The organism is Pararhizobium capsulatum DSM 1112, assembly GCF_030814475.1.
Taxonomy (GTDB): domain Bacteria; phylum Pseudomonadota; class Alphaproteobacteria; order Rhizobiales; family Rhizobiaceae; genus Pararhizobium; species Pararhizobium capsulatum.
The window spans coordinates 76,054-96,496 of sequence record NZ_JAUSVF010000001.1 but is presented as its reverse complement, the minus strand read 5'-3'; the positions used below and the strand labels follow the sequence as shown (position 1 = coordinate 96,496).

Annotated in this window: 23 protein-coding genes; 14 read left to right on the top strand and 9 right to left on the bottom strand. The window is 60.8% G+C overall.

From position 1 onward, the window contains the following. Nucleotides 1–170: 170 nt before the first annotated feature. Nucleotides 171–1,628: a M48 family metalloprotease gene (locus QO002_RS00450; RefSeq protein WP_307233043.1), complete on the top strand. Its 1,458-nt coding sequence runs from the start codon at nt 171–173 to the stop codon at nt 1,626–1,628. A 47-nt stretch (nt 1,629–1,675) separates the two neighbouring features. Here QO002_RS00450 and QO002_RS00445 read toward each other — a convergent pair whose 3' ends face one another. Then, nucleotides 1,676–2,542, bottom strand: coding sequence for an RNA polymerase factor sigma-32 (locus tag QO002_RS00445; RefSeq protein WP_307225602.1), 867 nt, complete (start codon nt 2,540–2,542; stop codon nt 1,676–1,678). 425 nt (nt 2,543–2,967) lie between these two features. Between QO002_RS00445 and QO002_RS00440 the strand changes: the two genes are divergently transcribed. Together QO002_RS00440 and ppa are read left to right on the top strand one after the other, a co-directional pair. After that, nucleotides 2,968–3,474 (top strand): GNAT family N-acetyltransferase, encoded by a 507-nt coding sequence (locus tag QO002_RS00440; RefSeq protein ID WP_307225600.1) that lies wholly within the window; start codon nt 2,968–2,970, stop codon nt 3,472–3,474. Nucleotides 3,475–3,760: 286 nt separating this feature from the next. Continuing rightward, nucleotides 3,761–4,297, top strand: coding sequence for an inorganic diphosphatase (ppa, locus tag QO002_RS00435; protein ID WP_307225598.1), 537 nt, complete (start codon nt 3,761–3,763; stop codon nt 4,295–4,297). Nucleotides 4,298–4,388: 91 nt separating this feature from the next. On the opposite strand, the gene QO002_RS00430 is transcribed toward ppa, so the two are convergent. Further along, a complete protein-coding gene (locus QO002_RS00430) occupies nt 4,389–4,685 on the bottom strand; it encodes a YggT family protein (protein ID WP_075291663.1) in 297 nt (98 codons plus the stop codon). A gap of 132 nt (nt 4,686–4,817) precedes the next feature. Here QO002_RS00430 and QO002_RS00425 point away from each other — a divergent pair, with 132 nt between their 5' ends. Then, nucleotides 4,818–6,059 carry an MFS transporter gene (locus tag QO002_RS00425; RefSeq protein ID WP_307225594.1) on the top strand — a complete coding sequence of 414 codons (1,242 nt, stop codon included), beginning with the start codon at nt 4,818–4,820 and terminating at the stop codon, nt 6,057–6,059. 5 nt (nt 6,060–6,064) lie between these two features. Here QO002_RS00425 and QO002_RS00420 read toward each other — a convergent pair whose 3' ends face one another. The 6 genes from QO002_RS00420 to hemC all read right to left on the bottom strand — a co-directional run bounded on the left by QO002_RS00420 (nt 6,065) and on the right by hemC (nt 12,035). After that, complete coding sequence (locus QO002_RS00420; protein ID WP_307225591.1) at nt 6,065–6,811, bottom strand: glutamine amidotransferase; 747 nt, start codon at nt 6,809–6,811, stop codon at nt 6,065–6,067. 1 nt (nt 6,812) lies between these two features. Then, nucleotides 6,813–7,298, bottom strand: coding sequence for a tellurite resistance TerB family protein (locus QO002_RS00415; protein WP_307225589.1), 486 nt, complete (start codon nt 7,296–7,298; stop codon nt 6,813–6,815). 8 nt (nt 7,299–7,306) lie between these two features. Further along, nucleotides 7,307–8,980 (bottom strand): heme biosynthesis protein HemY, encoded by a 1,674-nt coding sequence (locus QO002_RS00410; RefSeq protein WP_307225587.1) that lies wholly within the window; start codon nt 8,978–8,980, stop codon nt 7,307–7,309. Between the two features lie 10 nt (nt 8,981–8,990). After that, nucleotides 8,991–10,271: a COG4223 family protein gene (locus tag QO002_RS00405; protein WP_307225585.1), complete on the bottom strand. Its 1,281-nt coding sequence runs from the start codon at nt 10,269–10,271 to the stop codon at nt 8,991–8,993. A 134-nt stretch (nt 10,272–10,405) separates the two neighbouring features. Continuing rightward, nucleotides 10,406–11,101, bottom strand: coding sequence for a uroporphyrinogen-III synthase (locus QO002_RS00400; RefSeq protein ID WP_307225583.1), 696 nt, complete (start codon nt 11,099–11,101; stop codon nt 10,406–10,408). A gap of 4 nt (nt 11,102–11,105) precedes the next feature. Continuing rightward, nucleotides 11,106–12,035: a hydroxymethylbilane synthase gene (hemC, locus tag QO002_RS00395; protein ID WP_307225581.1), complete on the bottom strand. Its 930-nt coding sequence runs from the start codon at nt 12,033–12,035 to the stop codon at nt 11,106–11,108. 85 nt (nt 12,036–12,120) lie between these two features. On the opposite strand from hemC, the gene tsaD reads away from it, so the two are divergent. The 5 genes from tsaD to QO002_RS00370 are packed head-to-tail and all read left to right on the top strand — an operon-like array spanning nt 12,121 to nt 15,639. Beyond that, the gene (gene tsaD / locus QO002_RS00390; RefSeq protein ID WP_307225579.1) at nt 12,121–13,218 is read left to right on the top strand and encodes a tRNA (adenosine(37)-N6)-threonylcarbamoyltransferase complex transferase subunit TsaD; all 1,098 of its coding nucleotides are present in this window, start codon (nt 12,121–12,123) and stop codon (nt 13,216–13,218) included. Next, on the top strand, nt 13,219–14,214 hold the full coding sequence (locus QO002_RS00385; protein ID WP_307225577.1) for an NAD(P)H-dependent glycerol-3-phosphate dehydrogenase: 996 nt from the start codon (nt 13,219–13,221) through the stop codon (nt 14,212–14,214). 17 nt (nt 14,215–14,231) lie between these two features. Next, nucleotides 14,232–14,525, top strand: coding sequence for a YciI-like protein (locus tag QO002_RS00380; protein ID WP_307225575.1), 294 nt, complete (start codon nt 14,232–14,234; stop codon nt 14,523–14,525). 7 nt (nt 14,526–14,532) lie between these two features. Beyond that, nucleotides 14,533–14,964, top strand: coding sequence for an EVE domain-containing protein (locus QO002_RS00375; RefSeq protein ID WP_307225573.1), 432 nt, complete (start codon nt 14,533–14,535; stop codon nt 14,962–14,964). Nucleotides 14,965–14,979: 15 nt separating this feature from the next. Next, complete coding sequence (locus QO002_RS00370) at nt 14,980–15,639, top strand: class I SAM-dependent methyltransferase (protein WP_307225571.1); 660 nt, start codon at nt 14,980–14,982, stop codon at nt 15,637–15,639. Here the strand turns inward: QO002_RS00370 and QO002_RS00365 are convergent. After that, on the bottom strand, nt 15,626–16,231 hold the full coding sequence (locus QO002_RS00365; RefSeq protein WP_307225569.1) for a hypothetical protein: 606 nt from the start codon (nt 16,229–16,231) through the stop codon (nt 15,626–15,628). The two genes, QO002_RS00370 and QO002_RS00365, sit on opposite strands and share 14 nt — an antisense overlap. A gap of 305 nt (nt 16,232–16,536) precedes the next feature. Here QO002_RS00365 and sdhC point away from each other — a divergent pair, with 305 nt between their 5' ends. From sdhC to QO002_RS00340, 5 genes are read left to right on the top strand one after another with little or no spacing between them, the layout of a single operon-like run. Next, on the top strand, nt 16,537–16,929 hold the full coding sequence (gene sdhC, locus QO002_RS00360) for a succinate dehydrogenase, cytochrome b556 subunit (protein WP_307225567.1): 393 nt from the start codon (nt 16,537–16,539) through the stop codon (nt 16,927–16,929). An 11-nt stretch (nt 16,930–16,940) separates the two neighbouring features. Beyond that, nucleotides 16,941–17,321, top strand: a complete 381-nt coding sequence (sdhD, locus tag QO002_RS00355; protein ID WP_307225564.1) for a succinate dehydrogenase, hydrophobic membrane anchor protein — start codon at nt 16,941–16,943, stop codon at nt 17,319–17,321. A gap of 7 nt (nt 17,322–17,328) precedes the next feature. Continuing rightward, complete coding sequence (sdhA, locus tag QO002_RS00350; protein WP_307225562.1) at nt 17,329–19,173, top strand: succinate dehydrogenase flavoprotein subunit; 1,845 nt, start codon at nt 17,329–17,331, stop codon at nt 19,171–19,173. A gap of 2 nt (nt 19,174–19,175) precedes the next feature. After that, entirely contained in the window at nt 19,176–19,640 is a 465-nt protein-coding gene (locus QO002_RS00345) for a DUF3052 domain-containing protein (protein ID WP_307233041.1), read from the top strand. Then, nucleotides 19,633–20,412 carry a succinate dehydrogenase iron-sulfur subunit gene (locus QO002_RS00340; protein ID WP_307225559.1) on the top strand — a complete coding sequence of 260 codons (780 nt, stop codon included), beginning with the start codon at nt 19,633–19,635 and terminating at the stop codon, nt 20,410–20,412. The genes QO002_RS00345 and QO002_RS00340 overlap by 8 nt, the downstream gene beginning before the upstream one ends. Nucleotides 20,413–20,443: the final 31 nt, after the last annotated feature.

The following is a 20,443-nucleotide window of genomic DNA, read 5'->3' as shown; positions in this document are numbered from 1 at the left end:
TTGTCGAAATGGATGCCACGCCTATTTATACGGCTGTAAAGTATGACAAATTTGTCGTGTGCCGCGCGGACGTGACAGATTTACGGGCTGATTTTTAAAGACGGGAAGCAGGCTTAGGGATGAAGTCAGGGGCAGGCGCAGATCAAGGATCATCCGTGAAGCGCGCCGGTATGTCCTTGCGCGTTTGCGTAGCCCTGCTCCTGCTGCCGCTCATGGCCGGCTGCCAGTCGGTCATCGAACAGACCTATGAGCCCCAGGTCGCTCCCTCATCGACACCCCAGATCGTCGATGAAGTCCAGAAAAACGACCCCCGTGCCCAGATGGGCGCCCGTGAGCACCCCCGTATCGTTGCGAGTTATGGCGGCGAATACAAGGATGCCAAGACCGAGCGGCTTGTGGCCCGCATCGCCGGCGCGCTGACCGCGGTTTCGGAAAATCCGAACCAGTCCTATCGCATCACCATCCTGAATTCCCCCGCGATCAACGCCTTTGCATTGCCCGGCGGCTATCTCTATGTGACGCGCGGTCTGCTTGCACTGGCCGACGACGCCTCGGAAGTCGCGGCCGTACTCTCCCACGAAATGGCCCACGTTACCGCCAATCACGGTATCGAGCGCCAACAGCGGGAAGAGGCCGAGGTCATTGCCAGCCGGGTCGTGTCGGAGGTCCTTTCCAGCGATCTCGCCGGCAAGCAGGCGCTCGCCCGCGGAAAGCTACGGCTCGCCGCCTTTTCCCGTAATCAGGAACTGCAAGCCGACGTTATCGGCGTTCGCATGCTCGGCGAAGCCGGCTACGATCCCTATGCTGCGGCCCGCTTCCTCGATTCGATGGCGGCTTACGCGCGCTTCTCCTCGGTCGATCCCGATGCCGACCAGAGCCTCGACTTCCTTTCAAGCCATCCCAGTGCGCCGCAGCGCGTCGATCTTGCCCGCCGTCATGCGCGGGCGTTCGGGCCTGAAGGTGTCGGCGATCGGGGCCGCGACTACTATCTCGCAGGCATCGACGGCCTGCTCTACGGTGACAGTCCCCAAGAAGGCTATGTGCGGGGCCAGACCTTCCTGCATGGCAAGCTCGGCATTCGCTTCGATGTTCCGACGGGCTTCCAGATCGACAACAAGGCGGAAGCTGTTCTGGCGACCGGACCCGGTGACGTCGCTATCCGCTTCGATGGAGTGGCCGACGCACAGCATCGCAGCCTCACCGATTATATCGCGAGCGGCTGGGTGACCGGTCTGCAGCCGGACACCATCCGGGCGATCGACATCAATGGTCTTGAAGCCGCAACCGCGCGTGCCTCGGCAGAACGGTGGGATTTCGATGTCACCGTGATCCGCATCGATACCCAGATCTACCGGTTCCTGACGGCGGTGCCGAAGGGCGCGGCCTCACTGGAACCAACCGCGGATGCCTTGCGCGCATCCTTCCGGCGAATGACTCCACAGGAGATCGCAGCGCTCAAGCCCCTGCGGATCCGTATAATCACGGCAAAGCCCGGGGATACGTTTGCCACCCTGTCCGCCCGCATGCAGGGCACCGATCGCAAGCTTGACCTCTTCCGCATGATCAACGCTCTGCAGATGACGTCGATGATCCAGCCGGGTGACAAGCTGAAAATCATTTCGGAATAGAACATAAAAAACCCGCCGATCGGCGGGCTTTTTCAGTGGCGAAATCTTCAGTGCGGCATGCTTGCCAGCACAGGGGCCTGGGCGACCAGGGCAATTTTTAGTTTCTCCAATGCGCGCGTTTCGATCTGGCGCACTCTTTCCTTGGAGATACCGAGATCGACGCCGAGTTCTTCGAGTGTCGCGCTATCCTCGCAAAGGCGACGAGCGCGAATGATCTTCATTTCGCGTTCGTTGAGCTTGCTGAGGGCGTGGCGCAGCCAGATGCTGCGGCGCTCCTGGTCGATCATTTCCGAAACCTGCTCATCGGGTAGAGGCGCGCTGCAGGCCAGCATGTCCAGTCGCTCGCCACTGTCGGAATCTCCCGAAGATATCGGCGCCTGAAGCGAGGTATCGTTACTGGAAAGCCGGGCATCCATGGTCTGCACGTCCGCAAGGCTGACGCCAAGGGCCGTAGCGATCTCCTCATGTACGGCCTGGGCCGTCAGGTGCTTGTCGCCCTGGGCCAGTTTGGCGCGCAGGCGGCGGAGATTGAAGAAAAGCGCTTTCTGCGCTGAGCTTGTTCCCCCGCGGACGATCGACCAGTTGCGCAGCACATAGTCCTGCATTGATGCCCGGATCCACCAGGTGGCGTAGGTTGAGAACCGGACCTCGCGGCTTGGCTCGAAACGGGCGGCGGCCTCAAGAAGGCCAAGGTGGCCTTCCTGAACAAGATCGCTCATCGGAAGACCGAAATTGCGGAACTTGGAGGCCATGGAAATGACCAGCCGCATATGGGACATCGCAATCTTGTTGCGGGCCTCCTGATCGTGATTTTCCTTCCAAGCCTGTGCAAGTTGCTGTTCTTCCTGACGCTCGAGATAGGGAGCGGCCATTGCAATCTTGATCATACGCCTGTCTGCGGAGAAATTTTTCATCGGCTGCTCCATGGCGGGGCCATGCCCCTTGGCGGGATAGGGTTCCCCCGACTGGCTGATTTCCGTGAAAGAAGCTTGACCAGCACTCGAAACGCCCTACTTCCTGGTTGACCGACAGCCGTAAAGGTTCGGCTGTGACGCGCATCCGGCATAGAAAGACGCGCTGACGCGCGCAACCGGACATGTCTCAACGCCTCGGGCCGAAAAAGGTTCCGTGTGCTTTCAGCAAATTTTTTTGCCGTTTCGCATTCGCGAGCTGCTGGCTCTGATGCGCCTTTGTTGTGTGCCGTAATTTTTGGTGCTTGCCGGGAAAGTTAAAATTGCGTTAACTTTTACCGGTCGCCGTCTGAACTTGTCTGTGAGTTGACGGTGATCGCGCCTGGCGCGGGATTCCTGTTTGCACGGCACCGGTTTAGAGTTGCGCTATGAAAACATTGTCTATCGAGGTGCGCCCAGGCGAGCCCAAAGACGCTGCTGCCATCTCGGATGTGCATCGGGTGTCATGGTTGCAAGCCTATGCTGGCCTGATCCCGCATCGCCCGCTCAATCAGATGGTGGACCGTCGTAACGAAGCGTGGTGGCGTAAGGCGACGCGCGGGCCGGCAACGCTTCTCGTTATCGACGTCGCCGGGGTTATCGCCGGTTACGCGACGCTTGGTCTCAACCGTGCCCGCTCCCTGCCGCAGGAAGGCGAGGTCTACGAGATTTATCTCAGACCGGAATATCAGGGCATCGGTCTCGGCCGCATTCTCTTCGGTGAAGCCAAGAACTTATTGCGTTCGCTGGGCTGCCAGGGCCTTGTCGTCTGGTGCCTCGAAGACAGCCATCATGCCGATCGGTTTTTCCGCATGGCCGGTGGTCGCGATATCTGCGAAGGCATGGAAGATTTCGGCGAAAAGCATCTGAAAAAGGTCGGCTATATCTGGAACTGACGATCCGGTAAGTCCGTCACTTCGTCGGTTCTTCGGGCAGATAGAGACCCGGTTCGGCCGCTCTTGGGCCGCGATTCCCATGATAGACAGGTGTCTGACGGCCACATTTAAATGACGGCGCAATCTTGCGGGCAAGCGCGTTGGCATCCCGCACGCGGTCTCATTTTCATCGCTAATGGTCTCCATGCTTCCCGCGGCTCGGTTCGGCAACTGAAAGTCATGTTGCGTTGCCGCAGATTTCCCGTTATCGGACTGGCCATCCAAACACGACAGCTGGGGAGCCCCAATGCGCATCGATGCAATTTCCATCGGCAAGAATCCGCCGGAAGATATCAACGTGATCGTCGAAGTGCCGGTCGGTGGCCATCCGATCAAGTACGAAATGGACAAGGAAGCCGGTACGCTGGTCGTCGATCGCTTCCTCTACACGCCAATGACCTATCCGGGCAATTATGGCTTCGTGCCGCACACGCTGTCCGATGATGGCGACCCGATCGACGTGCTGATCGCCTCGACCCGTCCGCTGGTTCCGGGCTGCGTCATCAATGTGCGCCCGATCGGCGTCATGATGATGGAAGACAATTCTGGCAAGGACGAGAAGATCGTTGCCGTACCGAACTATCACCTGACCAAGCGTTACGACAAGGTCAAGGAATACACGGACCTGCCGGAAATTACCCTGCAGCAGATCGAGCACTTCTTCGAACACTACAAGGATCTGGAGCCCGGCAAGTGGGTCAAGATCTTTGGCTGGAAGGATGCGGGCGTAGCCCGTCAGCTCATCGTCGAGGCGATCGAGCGCGCCAAGCAGGACAAGAAGTAAGCTTCTCTCCGCACACGGCGTCAGGCAAATATAAAAAACCTCCGGAACGGCAGCGTTCCGGAGGTTTTGTTTTGAGCGTGCGTTGCGGCGGTCAGTACCCGAGCAGAGCCGGCGCGATCGTTGTGTTCAGGAACAGCTGGATGAAATACAGGATGACCAGCACGACCAGCGGCGAGAGATCGACGCCGCCCATGTCCGGCAACACGCGGCGGATCGGCCGGTAAAGCGGTTCGGTGAGCTGGTAGAGGGAGCGCCCGATCATGTTGATCGCCTGGTTGTTCACGTTGATCACGTTGAACGCGTAAAGCCACGAGAAGATGGCCGAGGCGATGATCAGAAACCACGCGATGTTGATGATGAAGTTCAGGGTGCCAATGACAGCAAGCATGCCAGTCTCCAATTCGTTATTGACAGACATGTAGACATTGGCGACTAAACCGGCAAGTCCGGCGAACTGCAGGGCGACGAACATGTTTAATGCGGCTGTTGGGTCTTCGCAGCGGTCCAGGAGCAAACGCATATGTCAGCGCCCCATCAAGGCCATCGCTTCGCAGCCTTTCGACATGCGGGTTATAGACGGTATTTTTTCGCCCGGTTCCTCGCCTATTTCGCCATCCAGATCATCAGCGTCTCCGTCGGCTGGCAGATCTATGACCAGACGCGCGATCCCTTCGATCTGGGCCTGATCGGGCTTTTCCAGTTCCTGCCGTCGCTGGTGCTGATCCTCGTTACCGGCTCGGTCGCAGACCGTTACAATCGCCGCATGATCATGGCTCTCTGCATGATGGTCAGCACGCTTTGTGCCGCAGGGCTGCTTATCCTGACGCTCACCGGGACTTTCTCGCCCTGGCCGGTCTACGGCATTCTCGTCGTCTTCGGCATCGAAAGGGCGTTTCTGGCGCCGGCATCCCAGTCGCTTGCGCCCAATCTCGTGCCGGCCGAAGATCTGCCCAACGCCATCGCCTGGAATTCGACGTCTTGGCAGACGGCGATGATCGTCGGCCCGGTTGCCGGCGGCCTGATCTATGCGCTGGGTGCTGCTGTTCCTTACGTCGTCGCGCTCTGCTTCTTTGCCGCTAGTGCTGTCATGGTCTTTGCCGTGCCGAAGCCGGCGCAACGCACGAGCGCCGCGGCCCAGAGCTGGAACACGATCACCGCCGGCTTCAGCTACATCAAGGCGGAAAAGATCGTGCTCGGCGCGATCTCGCTCGATCTCTTTGCCGTGCTGCTCGGCGGCGCGGTGGCGCTCATGCCGGTTTTCGCGCGTGATGTTCTCAATCTCGGTCCGTGGGGGCTCGGTCTGCTTCGGGCAGCACCCGGCATCGGCGCCGTCGGCATGGCCATTTGGCTCGCCGCCCATCCGATCCGCCACCGCGCCGGTGTGCTGATGTTCATCGGTGTCGCGCTGTTCGGCCTCGGCACCATCATCTTCGGGCTTTCGGCGACGCCGTGGATTTCTATCGCGGCGCTCGTCGTCATGGGCGCGGCCGACATGATCTCCGTCTATGTCCGCGAGATCCTGATCACGCTGTGGACACCGGACGAGCTGCGTGGTCGCGTCAATGCGGTCAACATGGTCTTCGTCGGGGCATCGAACGAGCTTGGCGAGTTCCGCGCCGGCATGATGGCGTCTGGTTTCGGCGCGGTGCATGCGGTGGTCTTCGGTGGCGCAGGTACGCTGCTGGTCGCGCTTCTATGGTCGATCGGTTTCCCGCAACTGCGCCGCATCGATACACTCAACGCACCGCAACACGCAGAGTAGGCCTTTCAGGCGCAGGCGGCGATTGGCTCGCCTTTGCGCAGGAAAATGTGGGAGAGGAAGCGGTCTATCCAGGCGCGCAATGGCGCGTCATGGCTCATGCGCCCATCGAGATGAAATTGGCCCAGCTGCGCACCCGGCAGTTCGAAGCGATGCGCTCCGTGTACCACCCAGCGCTGCATCATCGCACGGGTTAGCTCGCCATGAAACTGGATGCCCCAGGCGTTTTCGCCATAGCGGAAGGCCTGGTTGGGGTAGTGATCTCCTTTGGCCAGTAGTTCTGCACCATCAGGGAGGTTGAAACCCTCGCGGTGGAACTGGTAGACCATGTCCGGCCAGTCCATCAGCGCCTTGCCGCGCTCCGTGGCGATGAGCGGATACCAGCCGATCTCCGTCCACCCCTCCTGGTGCGGGGCCACTATGCCGCCGAGATGGCGAACAAGCATTTGCGCGCCAAGGCAGATGCCGAGGAAAGGCTTGTTCTCGGAAAGCGGAACGGAGAGCCAGTCAATCTCCTGGCGGATAAAATCGTGCTCGTCGTTGGCGCTCATGGGACCGCCGAAGACGATAGCGCCGGAATGCTGCTCAAGCGTGGCGGGCAGGAGATCGCCGCGCACCGGGCGGCAGATATCGAGGCTCAGTCCCTTTTCCAGCAGGATTTGCCCGACGCGGCCGGGGCTCGATTTCTCCTGGTGAAGCACAATGAGGATCGGCTTTGTCTTCGGGTTGCCGATCAACCGACCGTCGAAAAGCATGTCACTCGTCCTGTTGCGCCGTGGTCTCCTCCGCAACATCCAGTTTGGCGGCCGCCTCCTGCCGCTTCAGCACACGATCCCGCCCGGAAACCCCGAGAAGATCGGCAATTCGCCAGATGACGTGATCTTCCATCTCGCTGCGCTTGCCGTCCGAATAGACAATCTCCCACAACATGCCGACGAGGTCGATGCATTGTTCCTCGGAAAAATGCCTTTTGATCTCGGAGGTGAAGCGAAAGAAGTCGATCGCCTCGCTTTCGGCATTTTCGCCGGCCGCGATCAGGGCGTCGAGTGCCGCATCGTCAAGATCATAGTGATCCTTGATCATAGTGCGCACTTTGCGGCGCTCGCTTTCAAGGATTTCACCATCGGCTTCCATCACCTGAATGCAGAGCGCCATCACGGCAATGCGCGGGTCGTCGGGGGCTATTTTGTCTGTTCCGTTTCCGGCGAGGTTTTCAATAAAGCTACGGAAACGTTCGAACATACGAGCTCCTAGAACAGTCGAAAATTGGTTTTTTCAGCCGATGGCACCTCGCGGACGCCCGGATCATCCGGCGGTCGCCCGAAGAAGGGTTCGGCAGGTGCGGCGTCCTCGTCTTCCGGCCGGCGCGGCATCGCCTTGGGTTTCTCGGATTTCGGCTCCGATGTCGTGACGGTCGTGGTCCCGACGACCACCGTTTCCGGCACGAGCACGGATTCGCTCGGTGCCGGCACGGCGATGGTGCGGGTGATCGGCTCTTCCTTGACCGTTTCCACCTTTACAATCGTTTCCGGCGTGCGCCTTACAGATTCCGGTTGCTGCTTGGCGGAAACCGGCGGCAGGCTGCGAATGGCGGCGTTTGCCGTTTCTTCTGCATGTTCCTCGACCGGGCCTGCGATCTGGGCGACGGGCATCTTCCATTCGAAGGCATCGAGCCGGCCGCTGACCGGTGACACCGGCAGCCATTCGGGAGAGGTCATTCCTTCCGCGGTCCATGCCGGATCGCGCGGGCTCTTCAGCGCCTGGTTCATCCAGTGGCGGATGCGGCCGTCATCGCCGGTATCGGCTTCCTCGATATCTGCGAGCAGCAGGAAGATGCCTTCCGTCGGCTGGATACGGGCCGCGGCCTCGGCCTTGCTGCGTGCGAGCGACAGTTCGCGGGCTTCCAGCGCGCTTTCGGCAACAGCCGCCAGCGAAACGGCGTTGTTGGGCCGGATCGCCTCCAGCTTGCTTGCGCGCTTCAGGCGATCGACGGCGGAATCGCCGCTGCGGGCACGCACGTAGAGCTTTGCAATCTCAGCCTGCGGCTCGTGCTTCCAGAGCTTTTCGAGGATCGAAGCACCCTTGCGCAGATTGTCCTCGCGGAAAAGCGCCTTGGCGGCAATCAGTCCGGCAGGTATGAGGTTTTCAGAGAGTTTCAAGGCCGCCAGCGCATCGTCGCGTGCACCCTTGGGATCCGATTCGAGCTTGTCTTTCGCGCGCGCGGTGAGCAACACGGCTTTCTTCCGATCGGCCTCGTGGCGTTCAATGACGTGCGATGCCCGGCTCTGGTCGAGGAGCTTGATCGCCTCGTCCCAGTGCCCGGACTGGCTGCGATAATCGAGCGTCGCCAGCGTCGCCCAGGGCAGATGCGGTGCCTTGTCGGCGGCGCGTTCGGCATATTGCCGGGCGGCCTCGTTTGCACCAAGCCGCTTGGCTTCGAGATAGAGGCCGCGCAGGCCCAGTTCCCGGGTTTCGGGATCATCGGCCATCAGCTCGAATTTCTTGCGGGCATCGTCGTTCTTGCCCTCGATCAGCGCCGTCTGGGCTTCCAAGAGGTGGATCAGCGGCTCCTGGTCGGCGCTGATCAGGCCGCGGGTACGAGCCGTCATCTTGCGCGCAAGCGCGGCATCACCCGCGCCGGCAGCGATCAGGCCGGTCGACAGCGCTTGATAGCCGCGGTCACGCTTGCGGGCGCGGAAATAGCGGGAGATCGAATGGGGCGAGAGCCAGACGACACGAACGATCCAGATGGCAATCAGGATGATCGCGATCAGTGAAGCGAGCAGGGTGGCCGCAACCATCAGGCTCATCTCGATGCGTTGGCCCTGCCAGATCAGTGACAGTTCGCCCGGCCGGTCGGCAAGCCAGGCGAAGCCGGCTGCGAGAGCCAGAACGACGACGGCGAAGGAAAGAATGCGGATCATGGGGTCTCCTTCAGCCCTGCTTCGTCATGGCGCCCGAGACGGCGCTGTCGATCAGTCCCTCGACGCGGATGCGCTGGTCGAGCTTTGCCTTGAAGCCATTGTCGGCGGATTTCGCCTGATCTGGCAAGGTCTCCCATTCCAGGGATGCGCCCTTGAGGTCGCCATTGGAAAGCTTGTTCTCGATGCGGGCAACCACCGCTTCCGGTCCGGTGCCTTCAACGCTGCCCACAGGGCGGACACGGATCGCCGAGGAGGCACTGTCGATCAGGCGGGCGAAGACGCCCTGGTTGGGGTCGGTGCCATTGATGGCTGCAAGCATGCTGTCGGCGGCATCCGGGAAGTCGCGCACCAGATCGGCGCGCGAGACAACACCCGTCGCGGCATCGCCGGTGAGACCGCTGACGGCCGGATCATCGGCCGATACGCTCTTCAGCGCATCAAGTTCTGCGAGGAAAGGTCCGCCGCGGTCGATCGCGGTCTTGAGCGCAGTGACGGCTACTGCGCGTGCGAGCTGCACGTCGCTTGCCGGCTCTTCGATCTTCTTTTCTGCGGCGTCCAGACGGCTTGCCAGTTCACTCGCAGAGGCCTGCGTGCTCTGGCGAGCATCGGCGAGTTCGGATTTGAGGCCGGTCAGCTCATTTGTCAGATTGGTGATCTGGGCTTCCAATCCGGAAACATCGGCGCTGGCCGCCGAAGCGTCGCCAGTGGAAGCTTTCTCCAAAGCTGCGAGCCGGCTTTCGAGCGGCGCAAGATCGACGGATGGCGAAGGTGACTGACCCAGTTGCGTCTTGATCGCCTCGATTTCTGCCGAGAGCCCGCTATCGGTTGCCGTGCCGCTCGGAGCGAGCGACGGGAAAATGCCAGCATATTGCAGGCCACCAGCAGCGAGCAGAGCGATCAAGCCACCGAGAATACCGGCGGCAAGTGCGCTGGAATTGGACGGTCGGGGGGCAGGTTGGTCAAAGGTGGGTCGATTGTAGGATTCGGTATGATTGGGCTCCTCGGCAAAGGCGGCTGCGGCTGCCTCCGTGCGCGCATCGTCGGTCGTGTCTGCATCAGCCCGCGGGGCCTCAATTGTCTCGGCCACTTCCGCAGAATTCTCCTCGGCAATCCTCGAAGATATGTCCTCGCTGGCGACACCGCTTTCTACCGCAGCAGGCTCATCAGCCGGAGGGATCTCTTCTGCACCGGCCTTAACCGTTTCATCGGAGGGGAGGCGGCTTGCTTCCAGATCGATCGTCAACGGCTCCTGTTCGGATTTCGAGCGGCGCGGAGGGTCTTCGGGTCCCATGGTCATCTCTTCCGGTTATCGCATCCATTCCATCTGGTTAAACCTAGTCACCGAGTGTGATCAGGAAAAGCCCCAATCGCATAATTCCTTGATCCACAACGCGACATGACACGGCTCCAGCGGTCACTGCGGTCTCAGACAAGGGCCATAAGCGCTCTTTCGCTCGGCTCTTCCGCAATTTCGATTTCGCCGACGCCATCGGGAACGGCGCCTGCGACATAGGCGCTCATGCAGAGGAAGCGCAGGTCTTTCAAGGCGATGAGGGTATCGATATCGGCGAGATCGAAAAATCGTCGTGCGGTCTCGCGGGAATAGAGGAGGATCACTTCCGGCCTTTCGCGGCGCAGCCGTTCGTTGATCACTGTGGCGTCATGGTTGATTGCGATCATCTCATAGATCTCGACCGTGCGAAACGGGACTTGGGCTTGCGCCAGAAGCTGCTCGAAATCCTGCGAGCGCGGTCTGCCAGCAAGATAGAGCAGGTTTCCAGGGTTGGCATCGACGACGATTTTTGCGAGTTCTCGCCCTGTTCCCGAACCGGAAATGACACGCCTGAAACCGAGGTCTTTAGCAACCCGAGCCGTTGCATTCCCTACGCAAAAAAGCGGGATATCCCGATTGCTTTCAATGCTTTCGGCTGTCAGAGCACGCAGCGCTTCGCCACTTGTCACCGCGACGGCGCCAGGCTCTTGGGCAAGGGCCATTTCTGCAATGGCGGAGTTATGCACAGGCTTTGCCAAAGGCAGCAGCAGCGCCTGATGGCCAAGCGCTGCGAGCTTCTCCGCCGTCGAAGCGGCGGAAGTTTCGGGGCGCGTGACAAGGACGCGCATGGCTTCAAGTCCAGCTTGCGAAGAAATCCGCTCCGGCAGCAGCCCGGATTTCCGCGCCCGCCTTTTCGCCGATAGCAGCGGCATCGCTTGCTTTGCCTTCTGCCGAAATCCGGTGATAGCGGCTGCCGTCCGGTGTCAGGATCATGCCGAAGAAGCGCAGTGTCGTACCGTCCGAGACCGCATGGCCGGCAATCGGCGTGCGACAGGAACCGTCGAGCGTTGACAAGAAACTGCGCTCGCAGGTGACGGCTTCGTGGGTCCTGATATCGTTGATGGTTTCGAGCAGGCTGTTGATCCTGTCGTCGCCGATCCGGCTTTCGACACAGATCGCGCCCTGCGCCGGTGCCGGCGGAAATTCGGCTTCATCCAGCAGTTCGGTCGGAACATCCTGCTTGCCGAGCCGCTTCAGGCCGGCAAAGGCGAGCAGTGTTGCGTCCACCTGACCTTCGGCAAGCTTGCGCAGCCGCGTCTCAACAAGACCGCGATATGTGATGACGTTGATATCGGGTCGAAGCCTACGGATCAGCGCCTGCCGGCGCAGCGATGACGAGCCGATTGTCGCACCATCGGGCAGGTTCATGAGCTTGCCGGCCGTGCGGCCGATAAACGCATCGCGCACGTCTTCGCGCGGCAGATAGGCTGACAGAAACAGGCCGTCCGGCAGCTTTGTCGGCATGTCCTTCGAGGAGTGAACTGCAAAATCGAGATCGCCGGAGGCAAGCTGGTCCTCGATTTCCTGCGTAAACAGGCCCTTGCCACCAAGTTCCGAAAGCGAGCGATCGGTGATGCGGTCGCCGGCCGTGGACAGCACGACGATCTCGAACATGTCACCGGGCAGGCCATGAGCCGCCATCAGCCGGTCGCGGGTTTCGTGGGCCTGCGCCAACGCCAGCGTGCTGCCGCGCGTGCCGATCCGGAAAGGTTTTGTTTGCATCAACAGCGATCCATTGTTACCGGAGTTCCGTGTACCCACCTTTATCCGCGACCGCAACATTCGAGTCCCTCATATCCGAGCCCCCATGTCCGCGCCCCTGACCATCCTCGGCATCGAAACGAGCTGCGATGAAACCGCAGCTTCCGTCGTGCTGCGCGATGCGGACGGCCATGGCGAGATCCTCGGCGATGTGGTGCTGAGCCAGCTGGAAGAGCACAGCGTCTATGGCGGCGTCGTGCCCGAGATCGCAGCCCGCGCCCATGTCGAGGCGCTGGACACGCTGATCGAGGAGGCGCTTGCCCGCGCAGGCAAGACGTTGAAGGATATCGATGCGATCGCCGCAACCAGCGGCCCTGGCCTGATAGGCGGCTTGCTTGTCGGCCTGATGACCGGCAAGGCCATCGCCCGCTCCGCCGGCAAACCGCTCTATGCCGTCAACCATCTCGAGGGTCATGCGCTGACAGCGCGCCTCACCGATGGTCTCGCCTTTCCCTATCTGATGCTGCTTGTCTCGGGCGGCCATACACAACTCATCCTCGTGCGCGGCGTCGGCGAATACGAGCGCTGGGGCACGACGATCGACGATGCGCTGGGTGAAGCCTTCGACAAGACGGCGAAGCTGCTCGGCCTGCCCTATCCCGGCGGTCCGGCGGTGGAGCGGGCTGCCCGCAGCGGAAACCCGGATCGCTTCGTCTTTCCAAGACCGCTGGTGGGAGAAGCCCGACTTGACTTCTCCTTTTCGGGCTTGAAGACGGCCGTGCGTCAGGCTGCGCAATCGATCGAACCGGTAACAGAGCAGGACATTGCCGATATCTGCGCCTCCTTCCAGAAGGCGATTTCGCGCACGCTGAAAGATCGCATCGGCCGCGGCCTCCAGCGCTTCAAGACGGAATTTTCAGACCTTTCTTGCGAGCCTGCGCTGGTCGTTGCCGGCGGTGTTGCAGCCAATCAGGCGCTAAGGACAACCTTGCAGTCGCTCTGCGATGCCAATGGTTTCCGCTTCATCGCGCCGCCGCTTCAGCTCTGCACCGACAACGCCGCCATGATCGCCTGGGCTGGCGCCGAGCGCATGGCAGCCGGCCTGCCTTCGGACGATCTGGCGGTTGCACCGCGCTCGCGCTGGCCGCTTGATGCGACGGCGCAAACCCTGCTCGGCTCGGGAAAACGGGGAGCAAAAGCCTAGATGACAGCAGAAACACCAAAGGGCATCGTTGTCGTCGGCTCCGGCGCTTTCGGCACGGCACTGGCCGCCGTCGCCTCGGCATCCGACAAGGTGCCGGTGACGCTCCTCACGCGACGTGAAAGCGTGGTAGACGATATCAAGACGTCCGGGCGCAATGACGATGCATTGCCGGATATCGACCTGCCACAATCGCTTCAGGTTTCCATCGATCCTTCCGTGCTGGAAGGAGCCGATATCGTGCTCTTCGCCATGCCATCGCAGGCGCAGCGCGAGGCGGCCCGCTCGCTCTTCGGGTTTATCCGTCCCGGCACCGATGTCGTGATCTGCGCGAAGGGTATTGAGCGATCGAGCGGCCGGCTCCTGACTGATGTCGTGGCTGAAGAGCTGCATCTGCACAATGTGGCCGTGCTGTCCGGGCCGGGTTTCGCCGCCGATATTGCCAGGGGGCTGCCGACCGCGATGGCCGTCGCCGCCGAGACGATGGATCGCGCCGCATATCTTGCGGAAGCGCTCTCCAGCCCCACCTTCCGGCTTTATCCGTCGGCTGATCGCATTGGCGTCCAGCTGGGCGGTGCGCTGAAAAACGTGCTGGCGATTGCCTGCGGCATCGTCGAGGGCGCCGGACTTGGCGATTCGGCCCGCGCAGCGCTGATCTCCCGTGGCCTTGCTGAAATGTCGCGCCTCATTGCTGCGCGTGGCGGCGATGCCGAAACGGTGCGCGGTCTATCGGGCCTCGGTGATCTTGTGTTGACGGCAACGAGCCATCAATCGCGCAATCTGCGCTACGGCATTGCCATCGGCCGCGAAGGCCGTGCACGAACGGAGACCGGGGAGCTGGTGGAAGGCGCCTTTGCAGCTTCCGTCGCCGCTTCCGTTGCCGCAGAACTTGGCATCGAGATGCCGATCACCCATGCCGTTGCCGCGATCATCGACGGTCGGCTGGACGTGAAATCAGCACTCGAACAGCTTATGACCCGCCCCATCCGCCAGGAATAATCTCAGGAGAAAACCCGATGCTTTTTGCCGTTCTCTGCAAGGACAAGCCCGATTCGCTGCAGCTGCGCATGGACACACGGTCCGAGCACGTCGCCTTCCTCAATGATCTCAACGCCCGGGGCGTGCTCGCCTTCGCCGGCCCTTTCCTTGACGACGCCGGCAAGCCGAATGGCAGTCTCGTGGTCTTCAAGCTCGATACGATCGAGGAAGCCAAGACGACGGCCGCCGCTGACCCATATGCCAAGGCCGGCCTCTTCGCCGAAGTCGATATCAAGCCCTGGAACTGGGTCTTCAACAATCCGCAGGCATGAGGCTGGGATGGGATATTGGCTTTACAAGTCCGAACCGTTCAAATGGTCCTGGGCGATGCAGAAGGATGTCGGCGCGACTGGTACTGAATGGACCGGCGTGCGCAACTATCTTGCTCGCAACAACATGCGGGCCATGACGATCGGCGACAAGGGCTTCTTCTATCATTCGAACGAAGGGCTAGAGATCGTCGGCATCACCGAGGTTTGCGCTCTCTCCCATCCTGATTCGACAGCCGACGGAGATGCCCGCTGGGACTGCGTCGATATCCGCGCCGTCTGTGATCTGCCGCGTCCGGTGTCGCTGAAGGAGATCAAGGTGACCCCGACGCTCGAAAAGATGCAGCTCGTCACGTCGATGCGTCTTTCGGTACAGGCGGTGACGGAAGAGGAATATCTCGAAGTCTGCCGCATGGGCGGTCTTGAAAATCCGCCGCGCTGACGTCGGAAGCTTGTTTTGAAAACCGATCCCGAAACCTTCATCCTCGCCAATACCGGCATTCTCGCGCCGCCACATGTGCCGGAGATTGCGCTTCATCTGGCCAGTGAGGCGCATGACCTCTGGCTGAAGACGGAGGAAGAGCTGGAAGAGATTGGACTGCCGCCGCCATTCTGGGCCTTTGCCTGGGCGGGCGGGCAGGGGCTGGCCCGCTATATCCTTGATCATCCCGAGGTGGTGCGCGGCCATGACGTCATCGACTTTGCCACCGGGTCGGGGCTGGTGGGGATTGCCGCGGAAAAGTCCGGGGCCGCGTCCGTGCTTGCGGCCGATATCGATCCCTGGGCCGAGACGGCCGTGCGCCTCAATGCCAAGCTCAACGGCGCAAATATCGCTTTCACCGGGCGCGACATCGTGGGTGAGGTCAAGCCTGGCGCTGTGCTGCTGGCCGGCGACGTCTTTTACGACAAGGCCTTTGCCGACGTTCTCGTCCCGTGGTTTTCGGAAATCGTTGTCCACGGCGGTACGGTGCTGGTTGGAGATCCCGGACGCGCCTATTGCCCCCGGGATTTGATGCAGCCACTTGCAACCTACGAGGTGCCCGTGACGCGCGCGCTCGAAGACAGCGAGGTCAAGCGCACGACTGTCTGGCGCTTCGGCGGCCTTACCGACGCCTGATGACGCAGACACCCTTCTCGTAGGAGCAGGCGTTATCGACTGCGGCAGGGTCTACGTCGAGGATCTGCGGCCCACCCATGTAGGCCCCGAGATCGACGTCAATGCTCACGTCGCCATAGCCATAGCTGCCGTAATTCTCATTACTGAAATAGATGCCGTTGCCCGGATCACGCCAGGCCGAAAGGCCGCCTGCATAGGTGCCGATGCCTGGGATCGGCGAAGGGAAGCCGTCTCCACCATAGATCGTTACGTTACCCCGACCTCTCGGTCCGCTGTATTCGCGAACAAATTCACGAGGTCGATCGTAACGACGGTCGCGACGGTTATCCGCACGCCATTGGCGATCACGACGATGCGCAAAGCGCCGGTCGCTATGCCGATCGTGGCGATCGTCATAGCGATGTCGGTTCCTGCTCAAAAATTCCGGGCGCGAGTGGTCAGGACGCGAGTGGGAAAGGCGATCATAATGGCCACGCCGGTAGATCGTGCGCTCCCCGATGTCACGGGCGGCTGCCAGGTCAACCATCCCGAAGATCAGGACGATGACGGTCGCTAGTACTTTGGTCGCACTCAGGAGACTAGTCGGACGCATTTGGGCGGCCCTCCGGATAACTCTTAACAAATCCTTAAAGGGCAATTTGGGGCAGATCGTTGCAAAAGTCACGTAAATGCCCGGAAAAAGGCGATCTATCGTTAACGGGCGGCCAGCCCCACCGGTGTACGGAGGCCTTGTTTTCTCTAATCGATTAAAATGATTTTGCAGTGCAAACACACTTGTCGTTAACGATTATGGTGATTAAAGGTCGGCTAACTGAATTGTGCACAATCAGGTGCAATACCGGATAAAATTAGTCCAGTTTTTGGGCATTTGAGAGCCGGTTGTTCCGTGAGGTTCCGATGACGGATGTCACCAAAAGCCGGCCTTTGTCGCCGCATCTTCAAATCTATAAGCCGATACCCACGATGGTCATGTCGATCATGCACCGCATCACTGGCGCCGCCTTGTATTTCGGCACGCTGCTGGTCGCCTGGTGGCTGATCGCCGCGGCCAGCGGGCCGGCCTATTATGAATGGGTCAGCTGGTTCTTCGGCACCATCATCGGGCAGATCGTTCTGTTCGGTTATACCTGGGCGCTGGTGCACCATCTGCTTGGCGGCCTGCGCCACTTCATGTGGGACCTCGGCCACGGCTACGACAAGCATTTTTCCACCAAGCTCGCCATTGCCAATGCTGTTGGCTCGGTTGTCCTGACGCTCCTGATCTGGATCGTCGGCTACGCGATCCGCTGAAGGGATATTCCATGGATATGCGCACTCCCCTTGGCAAGGTTCGCGGCCTCGGCTCGGCCAAGGATGGCACCGAGCATTTCTGGCGTCAGCGCGTGACGGCCGTCGCCAACGTTCCGCTTCTCATCTTTTTCATTCTGTTCGTGATGACCCATGCGGGCTCTCCCTACGAAGAAGTCATTGTCGCCCTTTCCAATCCCTTCGTTGCTGTCATCATGGGGCTGGTGGTGATGTCCGGCCTCATTCACATGAAGCTCGGCATGCAGGTGATCATCGAGGACTACGTGCACGGGGAAGCGCTTAAGGTGCTGCTCGTCATGCTCAACATGTTTTTTGCGATCGTGGTGGGCGGGCTCTGTCTTTTCGCCATCCTGAAGATCGCGTTTGCAGGGTAATTCAAAAATGGCAACCACCACATCTCCTGCCGTTGGCGGCAAAGCCTACAAGTATGTCGATCACTCCTATGACGTGATCGTCGTTGGCGCCGGTGGCGCGGGTCTGCGCGCAACGCTCGGCATGGCCGAACAGGGTTTCCGCACCGCCTGCATCACCAAGGTGTTTCCGACGCGCTCCCATACGGTTGCAGCGCAGGGCGGTATCGCGGCCTCGCTGCAAAACATGACCCCTGACAGCTGGCAATGGCACCTCTATGACACCGTCAAAGGTTCCGATTGGCTCGGCGACGTCGATGCCATGCAGTATCTCGCCATGGAAGCGCCGAAGGCGGTCTATGAGCTTGAGCACTACGGCGTGCCTTTCTCGCGAAACGAGGAAGGCAAGATCTACCAGCGCCCGTTTGGCGGCCACATGCAGAACTACGGCGAAGGCCCGCCGGTTCAGCGCACCTGTGCCGCTGCCGACCGTACTGGCCACGCCATCCTGCATACGCTCTACGGCCAGTCGCTGAAGAACAACGCCGAATTCTTCATCGAGTATTTCGCGCTTGACCTCATCATGTCGGATGACGGTAGCCGCTGCACCGGCGTCGTTGCCTGGAACCTCGACGACGGCACGATCCACCGCTTTGCCGCCAAGATGGTGGTGCTGGCGACCGGCGGTTACGGCCGCGCCTATTTCTCGGCGACTTCGGCGCACACCTGCACCGGTGACGGCGGTGGCATGATTGCACGCGCCGGACTGCCGCTCCAGGACATGGAGTTCGTCCAGTTCCATCCGACCGGCATCTACGGCGCCGGCTGTCTCATCACCGAAGGTGCGCGCGGCGAAGGCGGCTATCTCGTCAATTCCGAGGGCGAGCGCTTCATGGAGCGCTATGCTCCGTCGGCCAAGGACCTTGCCTCGCGTGACGTTGTTTCCCGCTGCATGACGATGGAAATCCGCGAAGGCCGTGGCGTCGGCAAGAACAAGGACCACATCTACCTGCATCTCGACCATCTCGATCCAAAGGTGCTGCACGAGCGCCTGCCGGGCATCTCCGAGAGCGCCAAGATTTTCGCCGGTGTCGACGTGACCCGCGAGCCGATCCCGGTCCTGCCGACCGTCCACTACAACATGGGCGGCATTCCGACGAACTACTGGGGCGAAGTGCTGAATGCCGACAGCAATAACCCGGAACGGATCATCCCCGGCCTGATGGCCGTCGGTGAAGCCGGCTGCGCCTCGGTGCATGGCGCAAACCGTCTCGGTTCCAACTCGCTGATCGACCTCGTGGTCTTCGGTCGCGCCGCCGCAATCCGCGCCGGCGAGGTCATCGATCGCGCGTCGCCGGTGCCGGCTATCAACGAAAAGGCAAGCGACAAGATCATGGAACGCTTCGACCGCCTGCGTCATGCCAATGGCAGCACGCCGACAGCGGTTCTGCGCGAGAAGATGCAGCGCACCATGCAGGAAGACGCCGCCGTGTTCCGCACCCAGGAATCGCTCGAAAACGGCTGCCGCCGCATGAGTGCGATCTGGAAGGAACTGCCTGATATCAAGGTCACCGACCGCTCGATGATCTGGAACTCCGATCTGGTCGAGACGCTGGAGCTGGAAAACCTGATGGCCAACGCCATCACTACCATCTACGCCGCCGAAGCTCGCAAGGAGAGCCGCGGCTCCCACGCCCGCGAGGACTATACTCAAGGTGCATTTTCCGGTCGCGACGACGTCAACTGGCGCAAGCATACGCTGTCCTGGGTCAACGAAGCGGGCGAAGTGACCCTCGACTACCGCCCGGTTCACACCGATCTCATTGCCGAGGGCATCGATCCCTACAAGATCGCGCCGAAGGCACGCGTGTATTGATGATGGCAGCGGCGGAGACGGGATATTCCGGCACGCCTCTTCCAAAGAAGCTGGGCTTCAAGTCTGGAATGACGGCGGCCTTCATCGCGCTGCCGGACAGTCTGGTGGAGCTGGTGGTTTCGGCCGATTTCGCTGCCTGTGACCGGTTCCCGTCCTGGGAAGCGATGCGGGCAGCGGGCAAGACTTATGATGCGATCCATGCCTTCACGATGGTGCGGGCGGAGATTGAGAACGAGCTCTCCGGGCTGCAGGACCGGATCACGCCGGATGGCATGATCTGGGTCTCATGGCCGAAGAAAGCTTCGAAGGTTAGGACGGATGTGACCGAGGATGTCGTGCGCTTGACGGCCCTCGATCTGGATCTGGTGGATGTGAAGGTCGCAGCGATCGACCCGGTATGGTCGGGGCTGAAGCTGGTCATCCGCAAGGATCGGCGCAAGGAAAGAACGGACAGGTCGAATGGTTGAACTCGCTCTCCCCAAGAATTCGCAGATGACTGAAGGCAAGGTCTGGCCGAAGCCGGCCGGGGCCACCAATACCCGCGAATTTCGCGTCTACCGCTGGAGCCCGGACGATGGCAAGAACCCGTCGATCGATACGTTCTATATCGATGTCGATGATTGCGGTCCGATGGTTCTCGATGCGCTGCTCTACATCAAGAACAAGATCGACCCGACGCTGACGCTGCGCCGCTCCTGTCGCGAAGGCATCTGTGGCTCCTGTGCCATGAACATCGACGGTACCAACACGCTCGCCTGCACCAAGGGCATGGACGAGGTGAAGGGTTCGGTGAAGGTCTATCCGCTGCCGCATTTGCCTGTTGTCAAGGATCTCGTTCCGGATCTCACGAATTTCTATGCCCAGCATCGCTCGATCGAGCCCTGGCTCAAAACCGTTTCGCCGACCCCGGCCAAGGAATGGAAGCAGAGCCATGAGGACCGCCTCAAGCTTGACGGTCTCTACGAGTGCATTCTCTGCGCCTGCTGTTCCACCTCGTGCCCCAGTTACTGGTGGAATGGCGACCGTTATCTTGGTCCTGCCGTGCTGCTGCAGGCCTATCGCTGGCTGATCGACAGTCGTGACGAAGCCAAGGGCGAGCGTCTCGACAATCTCGAAGACCCCTTCCGCCTCTATCGTTGCCACACGATCATGAACTGCGCCCAGACTTGCCCGAAGGGTTTGAACCCTGCCAAGGCGATCGGTGAAATCAAGAAGATGATGGTCGAGCGCCGGGTCTGATCCGCGTCTTTTGCTGTCATCAAAACAGACG